This is a genomic window from Umezawaea sp. (assembly GCF_036375055.1).
Taxonomy (GTDB): domain Bacteria; phylum Actinomycetota; class Actinomycetes; order Mycobacteriales; family Pseudonocardiaceae; genus Umezawaea.
In genome coordinates, this window is sequence record NZ_DASUSQ010000083.1 from 1 (window position 1) to 21,176 (window position 21,176).

Consider the following 21,176-nt stretch of genomic DNA (forward strand, 5'->3'; position numbering starts at 1 on the left):
TGCGGTCGTGCGGTCGTGCGGTCGTGCGGTCGTGCGGTCGTGCGGTCGTGCGGTCGTGCGGTCGTGCGGTCGTGCGGTCGTGCGGTCGTGCGGTCGTGCGGTCGTGCGGTCGTGCGGAACGCGGTGAGGCGGTGACGCGGCAAAACAGGAACGCGGCAACACAGGAACACAAGAACGCAGAAACACAGGAACGCAGAAACGCAGAAATGCGGGAAACGTGGTGGGAAAAGGTGCGGTGGTCGGCGTGCGGTGCTGGGGTCTTGCGAGAACTGCGGCCGCCGTGTGCGGAACAGTCGGGGTGGAACCAGTCGGGGTGGAACTACGTCTGCGGGGCCGCGGTGGTGGTCCGCGGTGACCGCGTCGGTGTTGTCGTCACGACCGTGACGGTGGTCGAGGTCGTCGGTGGTTCAAGCCAGGTGGACCCGCGCCGCCGTCGCGTGGAAGACCGTGCCGCGCTCAGCCGACCCGACGGAGGTGGCGGTGGCTGCCGCCCCCTGGGGACTGCTCGCCCGCCACGGTCAGGCAGAGCTGCGCGCTCAGGTACGCGCGGCAGGGCGCGGGTAGGCGCCTGCTCCACCAGCGGGTGCGGCAGGTGGGGCAGCGGCCGTGCTCGTCGGGCTGGTGTTCGTCCAGCAGGACCTTGATGGCGGCGACGATGCGGGGCAGTTCGGCCCTCGCGAGTTCCGCGACGGTCTGGTCGTCGCCGCGGGCCGCCATCTGGGCCACGGTGGCGAGGTGTTCGTGCAGCGACTTGTCGAGTTGGCTGAACACGGTCACGGACATCTCAGCGCTCCCCGACCGGCTGAACTGGGGGATTCCAGGCGACGGCTGGGCGTCGTCCCGTGACGCTGGGCATGGCTGCGACCCTCCGGAGTCCTTCCACGACCGGATGGCCGCGAAAACGTGCTCATGCAGCCTGCGACCGTTCACCCGCGAACTGCAAGTTGCAGTACACGAATGGATGACGTCTCTTTGCTCGCTTGGCTTCTCGTCACAGACTGTGCATGACCCAGGAGGTGCTGGTGATGGCACGGGGCAGCAGCCCGACGTTGCGCAAGCGCAGGCTCGTGGCCGAGCTCCGCCGGTTGCGCGAGGTCGCGGGTCTGACGATCGAGGAGGTCGGCGAGCGGCTGGAGTGCTCGGCCTCGAAGATCAGCCGGATCGAGACCGGTCGGGTGGGGGTCACGCCGCGCGACGTGAGGGACATGCTCGCCGCGTACGGGGCCGACGACCTGCTGCTGGACGAACTGGTCCAACTGGCGCGCGAGGCGCGCCGCAAGGGCTGGTGGGACGAGTACGGGGACATCGCGCCCGGTCGGTACATCGGGTTCGAGGCGGACGCGGAGTTCGTGCGCACCTACCAGGGTCTGATGATCCCCGGCCTGCTCCAGTGCGAGGAGTACACGCGCGCCCTGATCCGCGAGGTGCTGCCCGACGCCGCTCCCGCCGAGGTGGAGCGGCGGGTGAAGCTGCGCAACGCCCGCCAGGCGCTGCTGCGGGAGGAGGACCCGCTGCGGTTGCACGTGGTGATCGACGAGGCCGCCCTGCGCAGGCTCGTCGGCGGCCCCCTCGTGCTGCGGGCCCAGCTCCGACGACTGCTGGAGGTCGGCGAGCTGGCCAACGTCACCCTCCAGGTCGTCCCCTTCGCCTGCGGCGGTCACGCCGCGATGGACGGGCCGTTCGTCATCCTGAGCTTTCCCGAGCGGCTCGATCCGGACGTGGTATACATCGAAAGCACCAGAAGCGGCGTCTATTTGGAGCAGCCCTCGGACGTCGAGTGGTACTCCCAGATGTTCGAGCGGTTGTCGGGCACCGCGCTCGGGCCTGTCGAGTCGGCCGAGGTGCTCGAAGCCGCGGCGCACGCTCTTTCCCCAGAACTGGAGTGAATCCGCAGTGGAACCAACAACCGATTTGTCGAGAGCGACCTGGCGCAAGAGCAGCCGGTCGTCAGCGGGTGGGCCGGACTGCGTGGAGGTCGCGCTCGCGCCGGTCGGAGCCGGTGTCCGCGATTCGAAGAACCCCTCGGGCCCCGTGCTGGGCTTCGACGGAGCCGCTTGGGGCCGCTTCCTCGGCACGACCAAGCACGGTGCGTTCGACCTGAACTAGCTCGTCCGGGGGACATCCCCCTCACTCCTCCCTCAGGGTCTTCTACGACTCCGGTCTGGTTCGTGGTCAGACCGTGGAACGACGCGGTGTAGCCCGCGGTCCGATGTTCGCGACACCCCTTTCCGGTGAACTGTGTCCAGTCACCGGAAAGGGGTTCACGTCGTGTCGTCGCGCGTTCCCGTTTCCGTCGTGCTCGGGCTGTGCTGCCTGGTCGCGGGCCTCGTGCCCGCGCTGCGGGAGCCGACCAGGTACCGCGGCGCGGACCTGGTCGAGGGCCGCTGGTGGCGGCTCCCGGTGAGCCTGTTCGGCTCCTACCACCTCGCGCACGTCCTGTGGACGCTGCTGCTCGTGGCGCTCGTCGTCGCGACCCTCGAACGGACCGCGGGGTCCGCCGCCACGGTCGTCGTCCTCGCGCTCGGCCACCTCGTGCCGACCCTGGTCGCCTTCGGCTTGGCGAACCTGTTCTCCGCGCACGCCGTGCTGCACCGCCTCGACTACGGCGCTTCGGCCGCGCTCGCGTGCGCCGCCGCCGCTCTGGCGCTCCTGCGCCGCTCACGGGTGCTCGCGGCGGTCATCGCCGCGGTGCTCGTGGCCGACCTCTTCTACAGCGACTGGCTCACGGCCGCGCAGCACTGGGCCGCGGTCCTGCTGGGGCTGGGGCTCGTCGCGCTCACCTCTGGGGGAACGCATGGGATTCGTGACCGACGCGCTGGCCGGGCTGGCGAGCCTGCCGCAACCGGCGGTCGTGGCCGTGACCGGGGCGCTGACCCTGGCCGAGTGCACGCTGGGGGTGGGCTTCCTGGCGCCGGGGGAGACGTCGCTGCTGATCGCGTCGACGACGGTCACGACGGTGCCGCGGTTCCTGGTGATGTGGCTGGTGGTGTCGGTGTGCGCGGTGGCGGGCGACAGCATCGGGTACCTGCTCGGCCGTCGCTACGGTGAGCGGCTGCGCGAGTCGCGGATCGTCCGCAAGCTCGGGCAGGTCCACTGGGACCGGGCCGGTGACCTGCTGCGCAGACGCGGTGGGACGGCCGTGTTCACCGCCAGGTTCCTGCCGGTGGTGAGGACGCTGGTCCCGGCGTCGGCCGGGGCGTCGAAGCTGCCCTACCGCCGGTTCCTGCCCGCCTCCGTCGCCGGCGCGATCTGCTGGTCGGCGCTGCACATCGGCATCGGGTCGGCGGCGGGCGCGTCGGCGAAGTACGTCGAGTCGGTGCTCGGCGGGGTCAGCTGGGTCCTGTTCGGCGCCATCGCCGTCGCGGGCGCGGTCTACGCGCTGCGCCGCAGGGCGAAGGAGCGGCGGGTCCCGGAGCGCGAGTTCGAGAAGGTGTCCTGAAAAGGGCGAAGAGGGCCACCCCCTACCGGGTGGCCCTCTTCATCTGATGGGGACGTGGGTCGGCCGGCGTTCCGCCGCCGCGGGCTGGATGCCCCTTGCACGCCGGACGACCCACGTCGATCAGGGAGATGGCGGAGGTTCGGTTCCGCCATCTGGTCCAACCTCCCCCACCGGGTTTCGCCCTGTGTGGTTGGTCGGACACGCTTAGCCTAAGAACGCGGCTACAGCGCGACTGGAGCCGGACTGAAGTGATCTCTAGGCTCAGGGCGTGGGGCACAGCACTTCGGCAAAGGACACGTCGGTGGAGCACGACAACCCCGAGTCCCTCCGGTTCGAGGTACTCGGCCTGCTGCGGGTGATCCGCACCGGTCGCGAGGTCGACCTCGGTGCGGCCAAGCAGCGTGCCGTCCTCGCCGTGCTGCTGCTCAACCGCAACACCCCGGTGAGCCGCGACCACATCATCACGGCGGTCTGGGGCGACGCCGCGCCGACGAGCGCGGTGAACCTCGTGCAGACGTACGTGGCCGGGTTGCGCCGGGCGTTGGAGCCGACCCGCGCCCGTAGGGCGCCCGCCGAACTGCTGACGTCGGTCGGCGACGGCTACCTGCTGCGGGTCGACCGCGGCGCGCTGGACCTGGACGTGTTCGAGTCGAGCGCGGCGGAAGCGGTGAGGCTGCGGGCCGCGGGCGACCTCGCGGGCGCCGCCCGGCTGCTGGAGGACGGGCTCGCGCTGTGGCGGGCCGAACCCCTGGGCGGCATCTCCGGGCTGTTCGCCGAGGTGGAGCGCGGCAGGCTGGTCGAGCGCCGCTTCGCCGTGCTGGAGGAGCGCGCCGAGCTGCGGCTGGCGCTCGGCCAGGGAGCCGACCTGGTCGGCCAGCTCACCGCGCTGGTCGGCGACCAGCCGCTGCGCGAGCGCGCGCACGGGCTGCTGATGCGCGCGCTGTGCCAGGCCGACCGCCAGGCCGAGGCGCTCGCCGTCTACCGCGAGGCGCGCCGGGTCCTGATCGACGAGCTGGGCGTCGAGCCGGGGCCGGAGCTGCGCCGCGTCCAGATGGCCGTGCTGGCGGGCGACGACCCCGAACCCGGCCGGGCCGCGACCCCCGCCCCGCCCGCACCCGTCACGCCGATCTCGCCGGTCGGCGGCACGGTGCCTGCCCAGCTCCCGCGCGCCCCCGCGTCCCTGATCGGCAGGGACGCCGAGCTGCGCCGCATGGACGAGCTGCTCGCCGACGACCCCGGCAGCGGCCTGCTGCTGGTGGTGAGCGGCCCCGCGGGCGTCGGCAAGACGGCCCTCGCGCTGCACTGGGCCCACCGGGTCCGCGACGCCTTCCCCGACGGGCAGCTCTACGTCGACCTGCACGGCTACGACCCGAACCAGGACCCGCTGGACGCGGGCGAGGTGCTCAACCGGTTCCTGCGCACGCTCGGCGTGCAGCCGAACGACGCCCCGGTGACCGTCGAGGAGCGCTCGGCCCTCTACCGCACGCTCGTCGCGGACCGCCGCATGGTGGTGATGCTGGACAACGTGCTCGGCTCGACCGAGCTGCTGCCGCTGCTGCCCGGCTCGTCCTCGTGCGTCGTCGTGACCAGCCGCAGGCGCCTGGTCGGGCTGGTCGCGCACGCCGAGGCCCGGCTGGTGGAGCTGGACATGCTCACCCCGGAGGCGGCCGTGGAGGTGCTGGGCCGGGTCGCCGGTCGCGGCGCGGGCGCCGACGCCGCCGGGCTGCGCAGGCTGGCCGAGCTGTGCGACGGGCTGCCGCTCGCGCTGCGCATCGCCGCCGCCCGGCTCGCGGTGTCGCCGACGCTGCGCGTGGCGGACTTCGTGGCGGAGCTGGACGACGAGCACGGCAGGCTCGCCGCGCTCGGCCTGGAGGACGGCGAGGGCCCCGTGCGGGCCGCGCTGGACGCGTCCCGGCGCGCGCTGCCGCCGCTGGCCGCCCGCCTGCTCGCGCTGGTCGGCCTGCACCCCGGCACGCACGTGACGCCGTTCGTCGCCGCCGCGATGGCCGCCGTCGACGCGGGGCAGGCGCAGCGGGCGCTGGACTCGCTGACGGCGGCGAACCTGCTCTCGGTCGGCGAGCCCGGCCGCTACGGCGCCCACGACCTGGTCCGCGTGTACAGCAAGACCCTCGCGGGCGAGCTGGCGCCGGAGGAGCGGCGCGACGCCACCGGCCGGATGCTCGACTACTACCTGCACGTCGCGGACGTGGCCGACGGCCTGCTGCCGATCAGCCGCGGCAGCGTCCGGGTCGAGCCGAAGCACCGGCCGACCGCGGTGCCGAAGCTGGCGTCGTCGGCCGACGCGATCGGCTGGCTGGAGGCCGAGGAGGCGAACCTGCTGGCCGTCGCCGACCTGGCCGCGGACAGCTCCGCGCCGGTGTTCGACCGCGAGTGGCTGGTGCACGCCTGGCAGCTCGCGTACGCGCTGTCGCGGTTCTTCTGGCTGCGCGCCGACCACGGGACCTGGCTGCGGGTCACCGAGTCCGGTCTGCGGGCGGCCACCGAACTCGGCGAGCCGAAGGCGAAGTTCGTGATGCTGTTCAACCTCGGCACGGCGCTGCTGCGGCTGCGGCGCAACGACGAGGCGCTGGTCCGGCACGGCGAGGCGCTGGACGTGGCGCGCGCGAGCGGCGACCTCGACCAGCAGGCGCGCGCGCTGACGACGGTGGCGGACACGCTGCTCGACGTCGGCCGGATCGAGGAGTCCGAGGCGCACTACCGCGAGGCCATCGAGGTCAGCCGCAGCGCCGGGTCGCGGTGGACCGAGGCGAACGCCCACCACAACCTCGGGCTGCTGTACCTGGCGAACGGCCGGGTGGCGGACGCGCCGACGTGGCTGCGCGCTGCGTTGGTGATGTACCGGGAGGTCGGCGAGCAGTGCGGCGAGTCGACGTGCCACTCGGACCTGTCGGTCGCCCTGCTGTCGGAGGGGCACTACGAGGAGGCCGCGGTGAGCGCGCGGTCGGCCTTGACGCTGGCGACGGACGCCGCCAGCCCGTACCACCAGGCGCTCGCGCACGACCAGCTCGCGACCGTGTTCGACCGCCAGGGGGTGCCGGGCGCGGTGTCGCACTGGCAGCGGGCGCTCGCGCTGTTCACCGAACTGGACGCCCCGGAGGCAGACCAGGTCCGGGCGCGGCTGGCCCGCACGCGGGCGGTGTCGCCGACCGCTGTGTGACGATTGGTCTATACCTATTGACACCGGGTGCCCGCGCTACCTACGTTCAGCGCGACGCGTCACGGGTGAGCCGTGACACACATCCCTGCTCTCTCAACACACCTGCCAGGCCGCCGCCAGGTGCAGGAGGTTCGCCGTGCCCAGAAAGCTGGTGCCGGTGTTGGCGATGCTCGCCACGCTGGCCGGACTCTTGATCGCCGTAGCCAACCCCGCCCCGTCCAGTGCCGCGGGCAACGAGGACTGCCGCCCCGACGGCCTCTACAAGACGCCCGGCGTCGACGTGCCGTACTGCTCGGTCTACGACACCGCGGGCCGGGAGTCGTTCGACGCCAACCACTCCCGCCGCGTCATCGGCTACTTCAGCAGTTGGCGCACCGGCAAGGACGGCTCGCCCGCGTACCTGCCGAAGGACATCCCGTGGAGCAAGGTCACGCACCTCAACTACGCGTTCGCGCACATCGACAACCAGAACAGGATCTCCGTCGGTGACGCGGGCGCGACCAACGCCTCCACCGGCATGGAGTGGCCCGGTGTCGCGGGCGCGGAGATGGACCCGTCGCTGTCCTACAAGGGGCACTTCAACCAGCTGACGAAGTTCAAGAAGCAGAACCCGAAGGTGAAGACGCTGATCTCGGTCGGCGGCTGGGCGGAGACCGGCGGCTTCCTGCGCCCCGACGGCACCCGCGACGCCAACGGCGGCTTCTACAAGCTGGGCCAGGACCAGGGCGCGATCAACACCTTCGCCGACTCGGTCGTGGACTTCCTGCGCACCTACGGATTCAACGGCGCGGACATCGACTACGAGTACCCGACGTCGAACAACAACGCGGGCAACCCGGACGACTTCGCCCTGGCCAACGCGAACCGCGGCCGGCTGTGGGCGGGCTACGAGAACATCATGAAGACCCTGCGCGAGAAGCTGGACCGCGCGGGCGCCGCCGACGGCAAGCACTACCTGCTGACCGCCGCCGTTCCCGCGTCGGGCTGGCTGCTGCGCGGCATGGAGGCCTACCAGGTCACCAAGTACATGGACTACCTGAACGTGATGACCTACGACCTGCACGGCTCGTGGAACCACTTCGTCGGCCCGAACGCCGCGCTCTACGACAACGGCAAGGACGGCGAGCTGGCCGCGGGCGGCGTCTACACCGCCCCGCAGTACGAGGGCATCGGCTACCTCAACACCGACTGGGCCTACCACTACTTCCGCGGCGCCATGCCCGCGGGCCGGATCAACATGGGCCTGCCGTTCTACACCCGCGGCTGGCAGGGCGTCAGCGGCGGCGTCAACGGGCTCGGCGGCACGGCCGCGCTCCCGGACCAGTCGAAGTGCCCCGCGGGCACGGGCGGCTCGGTCGGCTCGACGACCCCGTGCGGCAACGGCGCGATCGGCATCGACAACCTGTGGCACGACAGCACGGCGGGCAACGCCGAGGTGCCGTCGGGCGTGAACCCCATGTGGCACGCCATGAACCTCCAGAACGGCATCACGCCGGACTACCTGGCGGCGTACGGCCTCACCCCGGACACCGACCCGACCGACCGGATCAGCGGCACCTACGCGCGCAACTACGACAGCACCCTCGTCTCCCCGTGGCTGTGGAACAGCACCAAGAAGGTGTTCCTGTCCACCGAGGACGAGCAGTCGGTCGCCACGAAGGCGAAGTACATCGCCGACAAGGGCATCGGCGGCGTGATGATCTGGGAACTCGCCGGTGACTACCGGTTCGACTCCACCAAGCAGCAGTACACGATCGGCGACACGCTGATCAGCAAGATCAACGACGGTCTGCGCGGCGCGGCCCCGTACGGGAACCTCAAGGCGTCCACGGCCACCCCGGCCGACGTGCTCGACGTCTCGGCCGTGGTCGGCGGCTTCGCCCTCGGCGACGCCAACTACCCGATCACGCCGAAGCTGAAGATCACCAACAACTCGACGGTCACCATCCCCGGTGGCGCGAAGATCGAGTTCGACTACGGCACCAGCGCGCCCGGCAGCATGACCGACCAGTCCGGCTTCGGCCTCCAGGTCGTGTCGAAGGGCCACACCGGGTCCAACGTCGGCGGTCTGCGCGGCGACTTCCAGCACGTGTCGGTGGCCATGCCGACGTGGCAGTCGCTGGCACCGGGCGCCAGCGTCGACATCACGATCAACTACCAGCTCCCGATCACGTCGCCGTCGAACTTCCGGTTCACCTTCGGCGGCAAGACCTACGCCATCGCGTCGGACCACCCGCGCGGAGCGGGCGGCAACCCGCCGACCAGCACCACCACGACGACGACGACCACGACCACCACCACCACGACGACGACCACCACGACCACCCCGCCGAACTGCACCGCGGCGGCGTGGGACCGGACGAAGGTCTACGTCGGCACGAACGCGGTGTCGTGGAAGGGCCGCAAGTGGACGGCCCAGTGGTGGACGCAGGGCGAGGAGCCCGGCACCACCGGCGAGTGGGGCGCGTGGCGCGACAGCGGCGCCTGCTGATCGCCTGACGCGGAGCGCGGGGGCACCTCCGACCAGGGTCGGGGGTGCCCCTTCCCGCTGTCGGGTAAGGCCCTCGCGGGCGCGGGCCACGTGAACCTCCGATGCCCGCCCCCACCCCTTACGACGACTCTCGGTGTCACTGACGAAGACGACACGGGAGTGAAGACGATGAGCCTCGAGTGGACGCCCGAAGCGATCAAGGCGGAGGTCGACTACCGGCAGCGGTCGATGCGGGCCGACGCGGAGCACGTGCGGCAGTCGCGGCGCACCGCGCCGCGCAAGGCGGCCTGGTGGGCGCGGCTGGCCGGGTTCGCCGGGGCCGACGTCCCCGAGCAGCGGAAAGCCAGGGGCGACGCCGCCTGAGGTGTGCGAACATGCCACTCGTGGCGCGTCTCGGATCCGGCATCCCCCTGGTGGCCCGCGGTCGGGAAATGGCTCGGCTGCGGGCTTCGCTCGCGTCCGCCGCCGCGGGATCGGCGTCGGCGGTGCTGCTCGCGGGTGACGCGGGGGTCGGCAAGACGCGCGTGGTCGAGGAACTGGCGTCCGCGGCGGACACGCTGGTGCTGACGGGCCGCTGCCTCGACGTGGAGGAGATGGGCATCCCCTACCTCCCCTTCGCCGAGGTGCTCGGCCAGGCGAGGGACCGGGGCCTGCTCGACATCGGCGCGAGGCCCGCACTGGCGCGGCTGCTGCCCGAACTGGCGCTGCCGGTGGGGCAGGACGAGACGCGGGACGGCTCGAACCAGCCGCCGCTGTTCCCGCGGAGCCGCCGGTCGGAGCAGGACGTCGGCCAGTTGCAGCTGTTCGACGCGGTGCACGGGCTGCTCGGCGAGCTGGCCGAGCGGCGGACCGTGCTGCTGGTGCTGGAGGACCTGCACTGGGCGGACGCCTCGACCCGCTACCTCCTGTCGTTCCTGCTGTCGCGGCTGCGCTCGCAGCGGCTGCTGATCCTGGGCACCTACCGGTCCGACGACCTGCACCGCGCGCACCCGCTGCGGCCCCTGCTGACCGAGCTGCTGCGCCTGCCCGCCGTGGAGCGGCTGGAACTGGCGCCGTTCGGGGCTGAGCAGTCGCGCGCGTTCGTCGAGGCGCTGGCCGACGAGCTGCCGGACGACGTGGTCCGCGAGGTCGCCGAGCGGTCGGAGGGCAACCCGTTCTTCGCCGAGGAACTGCTCGCCGCCGCGAGCTGCCTGCCCAGCGGCGGCATGCCGGCGGCGCTGGCTGACGTGCTGCTGACCCGGATCGAACGCCTGGCGCCCGACACCCAGCACGTCCTGCGGGTCGCGTCCATCGGCGGCAGGCGGGTGAGCCACGACCGGCTGCGGACCGTGGCGGGCCTGGACGACGCGAGGTTGGACGCCGCGCTGCGGGAAGCCGTGCAGCACCACGTGCTGCTGGTCGGCGACGCCGACGAGATCTACGTGTTCCGGCACGCCCTGCTCCAGGAGGCGGTCTACGGCGACCTGCTGCCCGGCGAGCGGGTGCGGCTGCACGCGGCGTACGCGCGGTACCTGACCGGCCGCGAGGGGCGCGGGTTCGCGGCGGGGCTGGCCTACCACAGCCTGGAGAGCCACGACCTGCCGCGCGCGCTGGCCGCGTCGGTGGACGCCGGGCAGGAGGCGCACCGCACGGGCGCGCCCGCCGAGGCGCTGCGGCACTTCGAGCAGGCGCTGAGGCTGTGGGCCGCGGTCGCGGAGGACCAGCGGCCACCGGACGTGACGGAACTGGTGCTGCTGAGCCGCGCGTCCTGGTCGGCGGGCACGGCGGGGCAGCCGGAGCGGGCGCTCGCGTTCGCCAGGTCCGCGACCGAGGTCGTCGACCCGGCCGACCCGGAGAAGGCCGCCGAGATGTGGCGGCGGGTCGCGCAGGCGTCGCAGGGGCTCGACGGGCACGACCGGGAGATGCACGAGGCCGTCGACCAGGCGTGGCGGCTGGTGCGCGACCGGCCCGCCAGCCAGTCCCGCGCGTGGGTGCTGGCCGTGTCGGCGTCGTGCCTGCGCTACGCCCGCGACCTGCCGCTGGCGCGGGAGCGCGCGGAGATGGCGGTGCGCGACGGGCGCGAGTCCGGCGCGGCGGGGGCCGTCGCGGACGCGCTGGCCACGCTGGGGCTGCTGGACGGCCGCGAGGACCGCACCGAGTCGGCGCGCGAGCACCTGATCGGCGCGATCGACTGCGCCGTCGAGGCGGACGCGGTCAACACCGAGATGCGCGCCCGGTACTTCCTCGGCCTGGACCACTACGACCGGGGCGAACTGGAGGACGCGCTGCGCGTGTTCGAGGAGGCGTCCCGCCGGGCCAGGGCCAAGGGCATCACCTGGAGCGGGTTCGGGCTGGAGGTGCGGGTGCTCCAAGCGCTGGCGCTCTACCACCTTGGCCGCTGGGACGAGAGCGCCGCCGCGGCCGAGCCACCCGGCCTGGCCGTGTCGAGCACGGTCGTCGCGAGGCTCGCCGCCGTGGGCACGCACGTCGCCGTCAGCCGGGGCGACGTCGACCACGCCGAGCGCATGATCGCCGAACTCCGCGAGGACTGGCACCGCGACGTGCAGATCGCGCTGATCACCGGCGGCACCGGGGCCGAGCTGGCGCAGTGGCGCGGCAGGCCCGAGCAGGCCGTGGACCGCGTCGCGGACGCCCTCGCCTGGACCCGCGAGGTGGGCGACGAGTGGCTGCTGGCGGGCATCCGGCTGGGGGCGCTGGGCGTCGCGGCCCACGCCGACGTCGCCGCCGGGGCCAGGCGCCGCCGGGACGGCGACGGCGAGGCGACCGCCGTCGCCGAGGGCAACCGGCTGGCCGACCACGCCCGCGCCACGGCCGTGAACGGCCTGCCGCGCACCGGCGTCCTCGGCCCGGAGGGGCGGGCGTGGCTGGCGCGCGCCGACGCCGAGCGCAGCAGGCTCACCGGAGCGGGCGACCCCGAGCTGTGGGCGCGCGCCGCGGCCGAGTTCGGCTTCGGCATGGTGTTCGAGCAGGCCGTGTGCCGGTGGCGGCTGGCCGAGGCGCTGCTGGGCGCCGACCGCCGCGACGAGGCCGCAGCCCACCTGCGGGAGGTCGCCGAGTTCGCCCGCACCGTCGGCGCGGCCCCGCTGCTCGACGCCGTCACCCGCGTCGCCCGCCGGGCCCGCGTCACCCTGCGCGCGGACGAGGCCGAGCCGCGCGACCGCGTGGACCCGTTCACCCCGAGGGAACGGTCCGTGCTCGGCCTCGTCGCACTGGGGCGCACCAACCGCGAGGTCGGCGAGGAGCTGTACATCAGCGAGAAGACGGTCAGCGTCCACCTCACCCGCATCATGGCGAAGCTCGGCGCGGGCCGCCGCGCCGAAGCCGTCGCCCTCGCCTACGACCGCGGCCTGCTGGACCACTCCTAGGCGCGTTCCACCTTCACCCACAGCGCCGCGTCCGCCGTGGCGCCGTCGGCCGACACCTTCGCGCTGAGCAGCGACGGACCCGGCGCGCTGCGGTAGGGGTTGGACGGGAACCACTGCGTGTACACGTCCCGCCACACCTCCTGCAACACCTTCGGGAACTCGCCCGAACTCTCGAACACCGCCCACGTCCCGGCGTCCACGTCCAGCGACTCCAGGTCCTCCGGCACGTCGGCGCCGGACGCCACGGCGTAGTAGAAGTCCAGCTCGGTGCCCTCCTCGAAGCCCTCGTCGACGTTCACGCTCACGTTGAGCACCCCGGACGGCTCCTGGTCCGACAGCGCCTCGATCCGCGCCCGCACCTCCGGTCCGAGACCCTTCACGAACTCGACGATCGCCGGGTTCATCCCCTCGTGGACGAGCGGCACCCTCGCCCTCCGGCCGACCACCCGGAACCCGTCCTTCTCCACGACCCGGTACCGCATGCTGCTGCTCCCTTCGACGACGAGGCGGAAGGACATCCGTGGCTGGGACCGCAGGGCCGCTCCGGTCCTGCGCGCCTCACCGGGCCCGACGCCGTGCACGGCCCGGAACGCCCTGGCGAACGCCTCGCCCGAGCCGTACCCGTACCGCACGGCGATGTCGAGCAGCGTCTCCCGCCCGGCCAGCACCTCCGCGCCCGCGACGGTGAGCCGCCTGCGCCGGACGTACTCCGACAGCGGCACGCCCGCGAGCGCCGAGAACAGCCGACGCAGGTGGTACTCCGACGTCAGCGCGATCCGCGCCAGGTCGGCAACCTCGATCGGCTGGTCGAGGTTGCGCTCGACGTGCTCCATGGCCTGGTTCAGCCGTTCCAGCACTCCGGCCTCCCTTCCTCGACGTCCATGCTGCGGCCCGTCCACCCTGCCGGACCCGACAGTTCGTGCCCGCCCCGGTCGGGTCGTGCGACCACGGGAGGAGCCGGGGTCATCCTGCGGGTTGAGTCCGGAGTGCGCGTCGGGAGGGATGTCCGCTCACGTGGCCGCTGCCTAGGTTTTCCCCTGTCAGCGAGACGGTGAGCGAAATGGGGCAGGGAATGTCTGCAGTGGTGTCCGAGACGGGCCGGGTTGGCACGCAAGCCGCCGTCGCCGCCTCCAGCCTGGTGAAGGTGTACGGCAAGGGCGACACCGCGGTGCGGGCGCTCGGCGGCGTGAGCGTCGCGTTCCAGGCCGGGAAGTTCACGGCCATCATGGGCCCGTCGGGCTCCGGGAAGTCGACGCTCATGCACTGCCTCGCGGGTCTGGACAACGTGGACGGCGGGTCCGTCCACATCGGCGGGACCGAGATCACCGGCCTCAACGACAAGGACCTGACCAAGCTCCGCCGCGACCGCGTCGGGTTCGTCTTCCAGGCGTTCAACCTGCTGCCCACGCTGTCCGCGGAGGCGAACATCCTGCTCGGCCTCGAACTGGCGGGCCGCAAGCCCGACAAGCAGTGGTTCGACACCATCGTCGACGTGCTGGGCCTGCGGGACCGGCTGAAGCACAAGCCGTCCGAGCTGTCCGGCGGCCAGCAGCAGCGCGTGGCCTGCGCCCGCGCCCTGGTCGCCCGCCCGGACGTGGTGTTCGCCGACGAGCCGACCGGCAACCTGGACTCGCGCTCCGGCGCCGAGGTCCTCGACTTCCTGCGGATGTCCGTGCGCAAGCTCGGCCAGACCGTGATCATGGTGACCCACGACCCCGTCGCCGCGTCCTACGCCGACCGCGTCGTGCTCCTCGCCGACGGCCACCTCGCCGGTGAGATCCAGAACCCGACCGCCGACTCGGTGCTCTCCGCGCTCAAGCACCTGGGGGCGTGATGCTGAAGACGATCATCGCGGGTGTCAGGGCGCGCACCGCGCGGCTCCTGCTGTCGTCGATCGCCATCATGCTCGGGGTCGCCTTCGTCAGCGGCACGCTCGTGCTCGGCGACGGCATCACCGAGGGCATGAAGGACGAGTTCGCCAAGACCTCGCGCGGCGTCGACGCGTCGATGTCGCTCACGGGGGAGGGCCCGGAGTCCGAGACCGGCATCTCCCAGGCCGCGCTCGACAAGGTCCGCGGCACGCAGGGCGTGCAGGGCGCGGACATCCGCAGCTACGTCTCCGCCGCGCTGCTGACGGCGGGCGGCAAGGCCAAGCCCGCCAGCGCAGGCCCGCTCGCGTCCACGCCGGAGCTGCGCGAGTACGACCTGAAGGACGGCCGCTTCCCCGCGTCGACCACCGAGACCGCGGTCGACGTGCGGGCACTGGCCACGACGAAGCTGTCGCTGGGCCAGCAGATCACGCTGCTCGACGAGAACGACGCCAAGCACTCGTTCACCATCGTCGGCACGTTCGCCCAGGGCGCCAACTCCATGTCGCTCGGCGGCAGCGAGCACCTCGTCCTGCTGCCCGAGGCGCTGACCGGGCTCAGCGACAAGGTCCGCGGGTACGAGCTGGTCGCGAAGGCCGCTCCCGGCGTGACCCAGCAGCAGCTCGTCGCGAACCTGGAGAAGACCTTCGGCGGCGACAGGGCGTTCAAGTTCCAGACCGGTGAGCAGCTCACCACCGAGACCCTGAAGCAGATCAGCGAGCGCTCGAACGAGTTCACCCAGCTGCTGCTCGCGTTCGCGCTCATCGCGCTCGTGGTCGCGGCCATGGTCATCTACAACACGTTCACCATCCTGGTCGCCCAGCGCACCAGGGAACTCGCCCTCATGCGGTGCGTCGGCGCCAGCCGCGGCCAGGTGTTCGGCAGCGTCATCGCCGAAGCCGTCGCCATGGGCTTCCTCGCCTCCGTGATCGGCCTGTTCGGCGGGATCGGCGTCTCCGCCCTCATGCAGACGGTCGTCGGGTCGCTCTCCGGCGACAACACGGTCGTCCGGCTCCCCGTCACGCCCACCACGGTGCTCGCCGCGTTCGGCGTCGGCGTGCTGATCACGGTGGTCTCGGCGGCGCTGCCCGCCCGCAAGGCGACGAAGGTCGCCCCGGTCGCCGCGCTGCGCGCCCAGCTCGACAGCGGCGAGGAGGTCGCCCGCACCGGCAAGCTGCGGATCGCGTTCGCCGTGCTCCTCGGCCTGGCGGGCGCGGGCGTCGTCTACCTCGGCACGGGCATGGAGGAGGAAGCGGCGCTGATCATCACCGGCTCCGGCACGATGCTGCTGCTGGCCATGGTGGTCACGCTCGGCCCGGTGCTCGTCGGACCGGTCAACCGGGTGCTCGGCGTCGTGCCGAGGGCGCTGTTCGGCGTTCCCGCCAAGCTGGCGTCCGGCAACGCGGGCCGCAACCCCAAGCGCACCGCGGCCACGACCGCCGCGCTGATGATCGGCGTGACCATCGTCAGCCTCGTCACGGTCGTCGCCACCAGCGCGAAGGAGACCGCGAGCGCCGAGGTCGACCAGCGCTTCCCCGCCGACTACACCGTCACCTCGTCGATCTACAGCAGGCCGTTGCAGCAGGACCTGCTGGACCAGCTCACCGCCGTCCCCCAGGTCGCCAAGGTGGCCCCGGTGGCCGCGTTCGCCCCGGAGAGCGAGGAGAACTCCCAGTACAGCGCGTACCTGGAGGCCACCACGCCCGAGGCGCTCGGCGACCTCGTGCGGCCGAAGGTCGTGTCGGGCAGCATCACGGGCCTCGAGGACGGCGAGGTCGCGATCAGCTCCAGCTTCGCCAAGCGCGGCGGACTGGCCGTCGGCGGCACCCTCCCGCAGGGCGTCGGCGCCACCAAGAAGGACCTGAAGGTCGTCGCGGTCGTCGACGGCATCGACAGCAGCGGCATCGTCACGCTGGCCACGCTCAACTCGTTCAACCCCGACACGCCCGGCTTCCGCAGCATCATGGTGAAGCTCAAGGACGGCGTGGGCGCCGAAGCGGGCCGGGCGGCCGTCGAGAAGGTCACCGACCCCTCGCCGATCGCCGTCATCGACAGCGCCGCCGAGACGAAGGCCCAGCTCAACACCCAGGTCGACCAGGTGCTCGGTTTCATCTGGGCCCTCATCGGCCTCGCCGTGATCATCGCCCTGTTCGGCATCGCCAACACGCTGACGCTGTCGGTCCTGGAGCGCACCAGGGAGTCGGCGCTGCTGCGGGCGCTCGGCCTCACCAAGAGCCAGCTGCGGCTGATGCTCGTGGTCGAGTCGGTCCTGATGGCCGTCATGGGCGCCGCGATCGGCCTGGTCCTCGGTGTCGGGTTCGGCTGGATCCTGGTCGAGGCGCTGTCGTCGGACAGCTTCCCGATCACCTTCGACGTCCCGGTCGGCCAGATCGGCGTCATGCTCCTCGCGGCCGTGGTCGCGGCGATGATCGCCGCCGCCATGCCCGCGAGGCGAGCGGCCCGCACCTCGGTCGTCGCCGGGATGGCCGAGGCCTGACCCGACGGCCCGTCCTTCTTCGGGGGAGGGCGGGCCGTCATCCCCGGTACGGCCGCTGCCCCGCGCCCCACGGTGCGGGGCAGCGGCGCGCCACGGGGGTGCGAAGCCGGGGTCCGCGGTCGCGGGAGCCGTTCCAGCTCCCGCACGGGCCGGTCCGGGGACGCGACGAGGTCGCACGACCGGTACCGCTCGGCGAACCCAGCCCCGCCGAGCCGCGGCTCGCACAGGTCGCCCTCGGGCACCACCGCGTCGAGCCGACCACCTCGCGGCGGCGTTCCGCCCGAACGTCCGATTCGCACCGCGGCGGCGTCCGCTCCGCGGGACGGCCGGGAGCGGTCGAGGAATCTTTTCTTCCCGCGCGTCACGTTCGGCGGCGCGAGGCCTCTACCAGGGTGCGGGGTTGGCTCGGGCGAGGGCCGAGCCAACCCCCGCCTCTTGCCCCTCTGGGCCGTTCGGAGCACAGTTCACCCGGTGTTCACCCGTACTGGTGCTGCCGCCACCACCTCGTACTGCTGAAATCACGGGCGGCCCCGTGCTCGTCGCGCGGTGCGCCGGAAGCGGTCGGAAGGTTACGGAACGATGTCGACAGCGGTCCGCCTGCTTGACACCGGGGGCTGCCACGTCGACTGTGAGAGCGCTCTCACTGCGTTGGGTCACGCGGGCGGAGCGCGCCGAGGAGGACGGATGAGCAGGACTCTGGTCGGTCGTGCGGCTGCGGCCGTGGTGGCCGCCCTCGCCGTGACGAGCGTCGCGGCGTGCGGGGGAGAGGCGGGAGGCTCGGACGGCAAGATCAAGCTGTCCATCGGCGTCTTCTCCGACTTCGGGTACGACGCCCTGGTCAAGGAGTACCAGGCCGCGCACCCGAACATCGAGGTCGAGCAGCGCAAGGTCAAGATGGAGCAGCACCACACGCAGCTCGCCACCCAGCTCGCGGGCGGACGCGGCGCCGCGGACATCGTCGCCATCGAAGAGGGCAACGTCGCCCAGTTCCGCCAGTCCAAGGACAAGTTCGTGAACCTCGCGGACCACGGCGCCAAGGACCTGGAGAACCAGTGGGCCGCCTGGAAGTGGAGCCAGGGCACCACCGACAACGGCAACTTCGTGCTGGGGCTCGGCACGGACATGGGCAGCCTCGCCCTGTGCTACCGCCGCGACCTGTTCGAGGCGGCGGGCCTGCCCGTCGACCGCGTGGAGGTCGGCAAGCTCTGGCCCACGTGGCAGGACTACGTCGCCACCGCCCAGACCTTCACCGAGCAGACGCCGGACGTGAAGTTCGTCGACACGGCCCTCAACGTCTACAAGGCGATCCTCGACCAGACCGAGGAGGCGTACTTCGCCAAGGCCGACGACTCCTACATCGCCGACAGGAACACGAAGGTCGGCGACGCCTTCACCCTCGCGGCGAGCCTCGGCGAGAAGCGCCAGACCGGCGCGCTCCCCCCGTTCAGCCCGGAGTGGAACGTCGCGCTGAAGCAGGCGTCCTTCGCCACCACCACGTGCCCCGCCTGGGCCCTCGCCCTCATCAAGGCGGGCGCGGGCGACGAGGCCGCGGGCAAGTGGGACGTCGCGGACGCCCCCGGCCCCGGCGGCAACTGGGGCGGGTCCTTCCTGGCCGTGCCCAAGCAGAGCGCGCACCCCCAGGAGGCCTACGAGCTGGCCAAGTGGCTGACCGCCCCCGAGCAGCAGAAGCGGATCTTCAAGGAGACCGGCAACCTGCCGAGCGAACCGGTGGCCTACAAGGACCCCGAGGTCACGGCCACCGTCAACACCTACTTCAACAACGCCCCGGTCGGCCAGATCTTCGGCACCTCCGCCGAGAACCTGCAACCCACCTACCGCGGCACCAAGGACTCCAAGGTGACCCCGGTGTTCAGCAGCGCCCTCTCCAGGGTCGAACAGGGCAAGCAGAACACGTCGGAGGCGTTCGCGCAGGCGTTGAAGGAAGCGCAGGACGCCGTCAAGTGACACCGGACAACCACGGGCGGAGCGGGGTCCCGGCCCCGCTCCGCCGCGCGCCGGGGGCCGTCGATGGCCGGTGAGACCAACGGCGACCGGCGGTGGCCGCTCGCGCGGCTGGACGGCGAGTGCACGCCCCACCTGGTGATCGCCCCCTTCTTCCTGGTGTTCGGCGTCTTCGGCCTCCACCCCCTGCTGCACACCGCCTGGGTGTCGCTGCGCGACTGGCAGCCGATCGACGGCGACCAGGGCCTCGTCGGCCTCGACAACTACGCGACCCTCCTCGGCGACGCCAACTCCTGGAACACCCCGATCCTGGTCGTCCTGGTCGTCGCGGGCATCAACTTCTCCGTGACGCGACGCATCGCGTCCAAGGGCTGAGGGGGAGCCGTGGCAGCGCTCGACACCGCCCCGCCGCTGACGCCGGGTGGTCACCCGGTCGAGAACACCACCAGGGTCTTCGACACCGTCGACTCCTCCCCGGCGATGACGAACTCCCCGTTCCTCCTCGCCCCGGGCACCGCGATGGTGCCGACCCAGCTCGGCGTGGTCCCGCTCCACACGCTGATGTCCGACCTCGACCGGTACGGCACCCCGCAAGCCGTCATCGTGCGACCCCAGGCCGCCGTCATGGGCGTGTTCGCGTTCACGACGGCGTGGAACGACTTCTTCCGGCCGCTGATCGTGCTGGACCCCAACGACGGCCCGACGGTCCAGGTCGCGCTGTCAGCACTGGCCAGCGGCTACCACACCGACCACTCGCTCATGCTCGCCGGCGCATCGCTCGCGGTGCTGCCGGTCGTCGCGATCTTCATCCTGCCGGCCCGCCGGATCGTCGGCGGGATCGTGCAGGGTGCCGTGAAGGGATGACTAGATGACCACCACCGACCCGGACAGCCGAGTCGGGCGGGCGCCAGTGCCCGCCCCGGACCTCGCCCCCGACACCCTCCGATTCCCGGCGGGCTTCACCTGGGGCGCGGCCACCGCGTCCTTCCAGATCGAGGGTTCGACCACCGTGGACGGTCGCACACCGTCCATCTGGGACACCTTCGCCGCCACGCCGGGCAAGGTGCTCAACGGCGACACCGGCGAGCCCGCGTGCGACCACTACAACCGGTCCGCCGAGGACGTCGAGCTGATGTCGCAGCTCGGCCTGGCGGCGTACCGCTTCTCCGTGGCGTGGCCCCGGATCGTGCCCGCGGCCGACGGCCTGGTGGAGCCGCGCGGTCTGGCGTTCTACGACAGGCTGGTGGACCAGTTGCTGGCCAAGGGCATCGAGCCCGTCGCCACGCTGTACCACTGGGACCTCCCGCAGTGGCTGGAGGACCAGGGCGGGTGGCGCAACCGCGACACCGCCCACCGGTTCGCCGAGTACGCGCAGGTCGTGTTCGGCCACCTCGGCGACCGGGTGAAGCTGTGGAGCACGCTCAACGAGCCGTGGTGCTCCGCGTTCCTGGGTCACCACAAGGGCAACCACGCGCCCGGCCTGACGGACTCCAAGGCGTCGCTGGAGGCCATGCACCACCTGCTCCTGGCGCACGGCCTCGCCACGCGGGCGATGCGCGAGCGGGCCACCGAGGAACACAAGTTCTCGCTGGTCCTGAACTTCACCCAGGGCAAGGCTGACAACGATGACACCGCGTCGCTGGACGCCGTGCGCAAGGTCGACGGCCTGCACAACCGGATCTTCCTGGACCCGGTGCTCGGCCGCGGTTACCCGGCCGACGTAGTGCAGGACGTGGCGTGGCTCGGTGACTGGCAGCGCGTGGTGCTGGACGGTGACCTCGACGTCATCGCCACGCCGATCGACTTCCTGGGCGTGAACTACTACAGCCCCACCCGCGTCGCGCCCGCCGCCGACCCGGAGGTCGTCACCGACGGGCCGTTCCCCGGTCTGCGCGGTGTCGAGCTGCTCGACCCGCGCGGTGAGCTGACCAGCTTCGGCTGGGAGCAGAACGCGGACGCGTTCGCCGAGCTGCTCGTCCGCCTCGGGAAGGACGCGCCGGGCCTGCCGATCGTGATCACCGAGAACGGGTCGGCGTTCGTCGACGAGGTCGACGAGTTCGGCCACGTCGAGGACCCGCAGCGGGTCGCGTTCCTGGTCGACCACCTGCGGGCCGTGCACCGGGCCATCGAGGCGGGCACCGACATCCGCGGGTACCTCGCGTGGTCGCTGCTGGACAACTTCGAGTGGGCCGAGGGGTACAGCCAGCGGTTCGGTGTCGTGCGGGTCGACTACGAGACCCAGGAGCGGACGGTGAAGCGCAGCGGGGCGACCCTGGCGCGGATCATCGGCCGCAATTCGATTCCCGCCACCGGGTACGAGGTGGAGTAGGGGCGTGAGGTGACGAGGGGCCCGCACCGTCGCGCGGGTCCCTCGTC

Annotated in this window: 15 protein-coding genes; 13 read left to right on the top strand and 2 right to left on the bottom strand. The window is 72.1% G+C overall.

The features are described from left to right. Positions 1–456 precede the first annotated feature (456 nt). Entirely contained in the window at positions 457–783 is a 327-nt protein-coding gene (locus tag VFZ92_RS22570) for a hypothetical protein (RefSeq protein WP_330878000.1), read from the bottom strand. A 221-nt stretch (positions 784–1,004) separates the two neighbouring features. On the opposite strand from VFZ92_RS22570, the gene VFZ92_RS22575 reads away from it, so the two are divergent. The 7 genes from VFZ92_RS22575 (at position 1,005) to VFZ92_RS22605 (ending at position 12,473) form a co-directional block, all read left to right on the top strand. Next, positions 1,005–1,886 (top strand): helix-turn-helix transcriptional regulator, encoded by an 882-nt coding sequence (locus VFZ92_RS22575; protein ID WP_330878001.1) that lies wholly within the window; start codon positions 1,005–1,007, stop codon positions 1,884–1,886. 7 nt (positions 1,887–1,893) lie between these two features. Then, the gene (locus tag VFZ92_RS22580; RefSeq protein ID WP_330878002.1) at positions 1,894–2,106 is read left to right on the top strand and encodes a DUF397 domain-containing protein; all 213 of its coding nucleotides are present in this window, start codon (positions 1,894–1,896) and stop codon (positions 2,104–2,106) included. A 688-nt stretch (positions 2,107–2,794) separates the two neighbouring features. Continuing rightward, complete coding sequence (locus tag VFZ92_RS22585; protein WP_330878003.1) at positions 2,795–3,439, top strand: DedA family protein; 645 nt, start codon at positions 2,795–2,797, stop codon at positions 3,437–3,439. 268 nt (positions 3,440–3,707) lie between these two features. Further along, a complete protein-coding gene (locus VFZ92_RS22590) occupies positions 3,708–6,617 on the top strand; it encodes an AfsR/SARP family transcriptional regulator (RefSeq protein WP_330878004.1) in 2,910 nt (969 codons plus the stop codon). A gap of 166 nt (positions 6,618–6,783) precedes the next feature. Continuing rightward, complete coding sequence (locus VFZ92_RS22595) at positions 6,784–9,108, top strand: chitinase C-terminal domain-containing protein (protein WP_330878111.1); 2,325 nt, start codon at positions 6,784–6,786, stop codon at positions 9,106–9,108. Between the two features lie 168 nt (positions 9,109–9,276). After that, entirely contained in the window at positions 9,277–9,471 is a 195-nt protein-coding gene (locus tag VFZ92_RS22600) for a hypothetical protein (RefSeq protein WP_330878005.1), read from the top strand. 11 nt (positions 9,472–9,482) lie between these two features. Next, a complete protein-coding gene (locus VFZ92_RS22605) occupies positions 9,483–12,473 on the top strand; it encodes a helix-turn-helix transcriptional regulator (RefSeq protein ID WP_330878006.1) in 2,991 nt (996 codons plus the stop codon). Here the strand turns inward: VFZ92_RS22605 and VFZ92_RS22610 are convergent. Continuing rightward, a complete protein-coding gene (locus VFZ92_RS22610; protein WP_330878007.1) occupies positions 12,470–13,330 on the bottom strand; it encodes an AraC family transcriptional regulator in 861 nt (286 codons plus the stop codon). The two genes, VFZ92_RS22605 and VFZ92_RS22610, sit on opposite strands and share 4 nt — an antisense overlap. Before the next feature lie 215 nt (positions 13,331–13,545). Here VFZ92_RS22610 and VFZ92_RS22615 point away from each other — a divergent pair, with 215 nt between their 5' ends. From VFZ92_RS22615 to VFZ92_RS22640, 6 genes are all read left to right on the top strand, one after another. Beyond that, entirely contained in the window at positions 13,546–14,307 is a 762-nt protein-coding gene (locus VFZ92_RS22615; RefSeq protein WP_330878008.1) for an ABC transporter ATP-binding protein, read from the top strand. After that, a complete protein-coding gene (locus VFZ92_RS22620) occupies positions 14,307–16,838 on the top strand; it encodes an ABC transporter permease (RefSeq protein ID WP_330878009.1) in 2,532 nt (843 codons plus the stop codon). The genes VFZ92_RS22615 and VFZ92_RS22620 overlap by 1 nt, the downstream gene beginning before the upstream one ends. A 684-nt stretch (positions 16,839–17,522) precedes the next feature. Then, positions 17,523–18,803 carry an extracellular solute-binding protein gene (locus VFZ92_RS22625; protein WP_330878010.1) on the top strand — a complete coding sequence of 427 codons (1,281 nt, stop codon included), beginning with the start codon at positions 17,523–17,525 and terminating at the stop codon, positions 18,801–18,803. A gap of 63 nt (positions 18,804–18,866) precedes the next feature. Beyond that, positions 18,867–19,175: a hypothetical protein gene (locus VFZ92_RS22630; RefSeq protein WP_330878011.1), complete on the top strand. Its 309-nt coding sequence runs from the start codon at positions 18,867–18,869 to the stop codon at positions 19,173–19,175. A gap of 9 nt (positions 19,176–19,184) precedes the next feature. Then, positions 19,185–19,664 (top strand): hypothetical protein, encoded by a 480-nt coding sequence (locus tag VFZ92_RS22635; protein WP_330878012.1) that lies wholly within the window; start codon positions 19,185–19,187, stop codon positions 19,662–19,664. A gap of 4 nt (positions 19,665–19,668) precedes the next feature. Continuing rightward, the gene (locus tag VFZ92_RS22640; protein WP_330878013.1) at positions 19,669–21,129 is read left to right on the top strand and encodes a GH1 family beta-glucosidase; all 1,461 of its coding nucleotides are present in this window, start codon (positions 19,669–19,671) and stop codon (positions 21,127–21,129) included. The last annotated feature ends 47 nt before the right edge of the window (positions 21,130–21,176 follow it).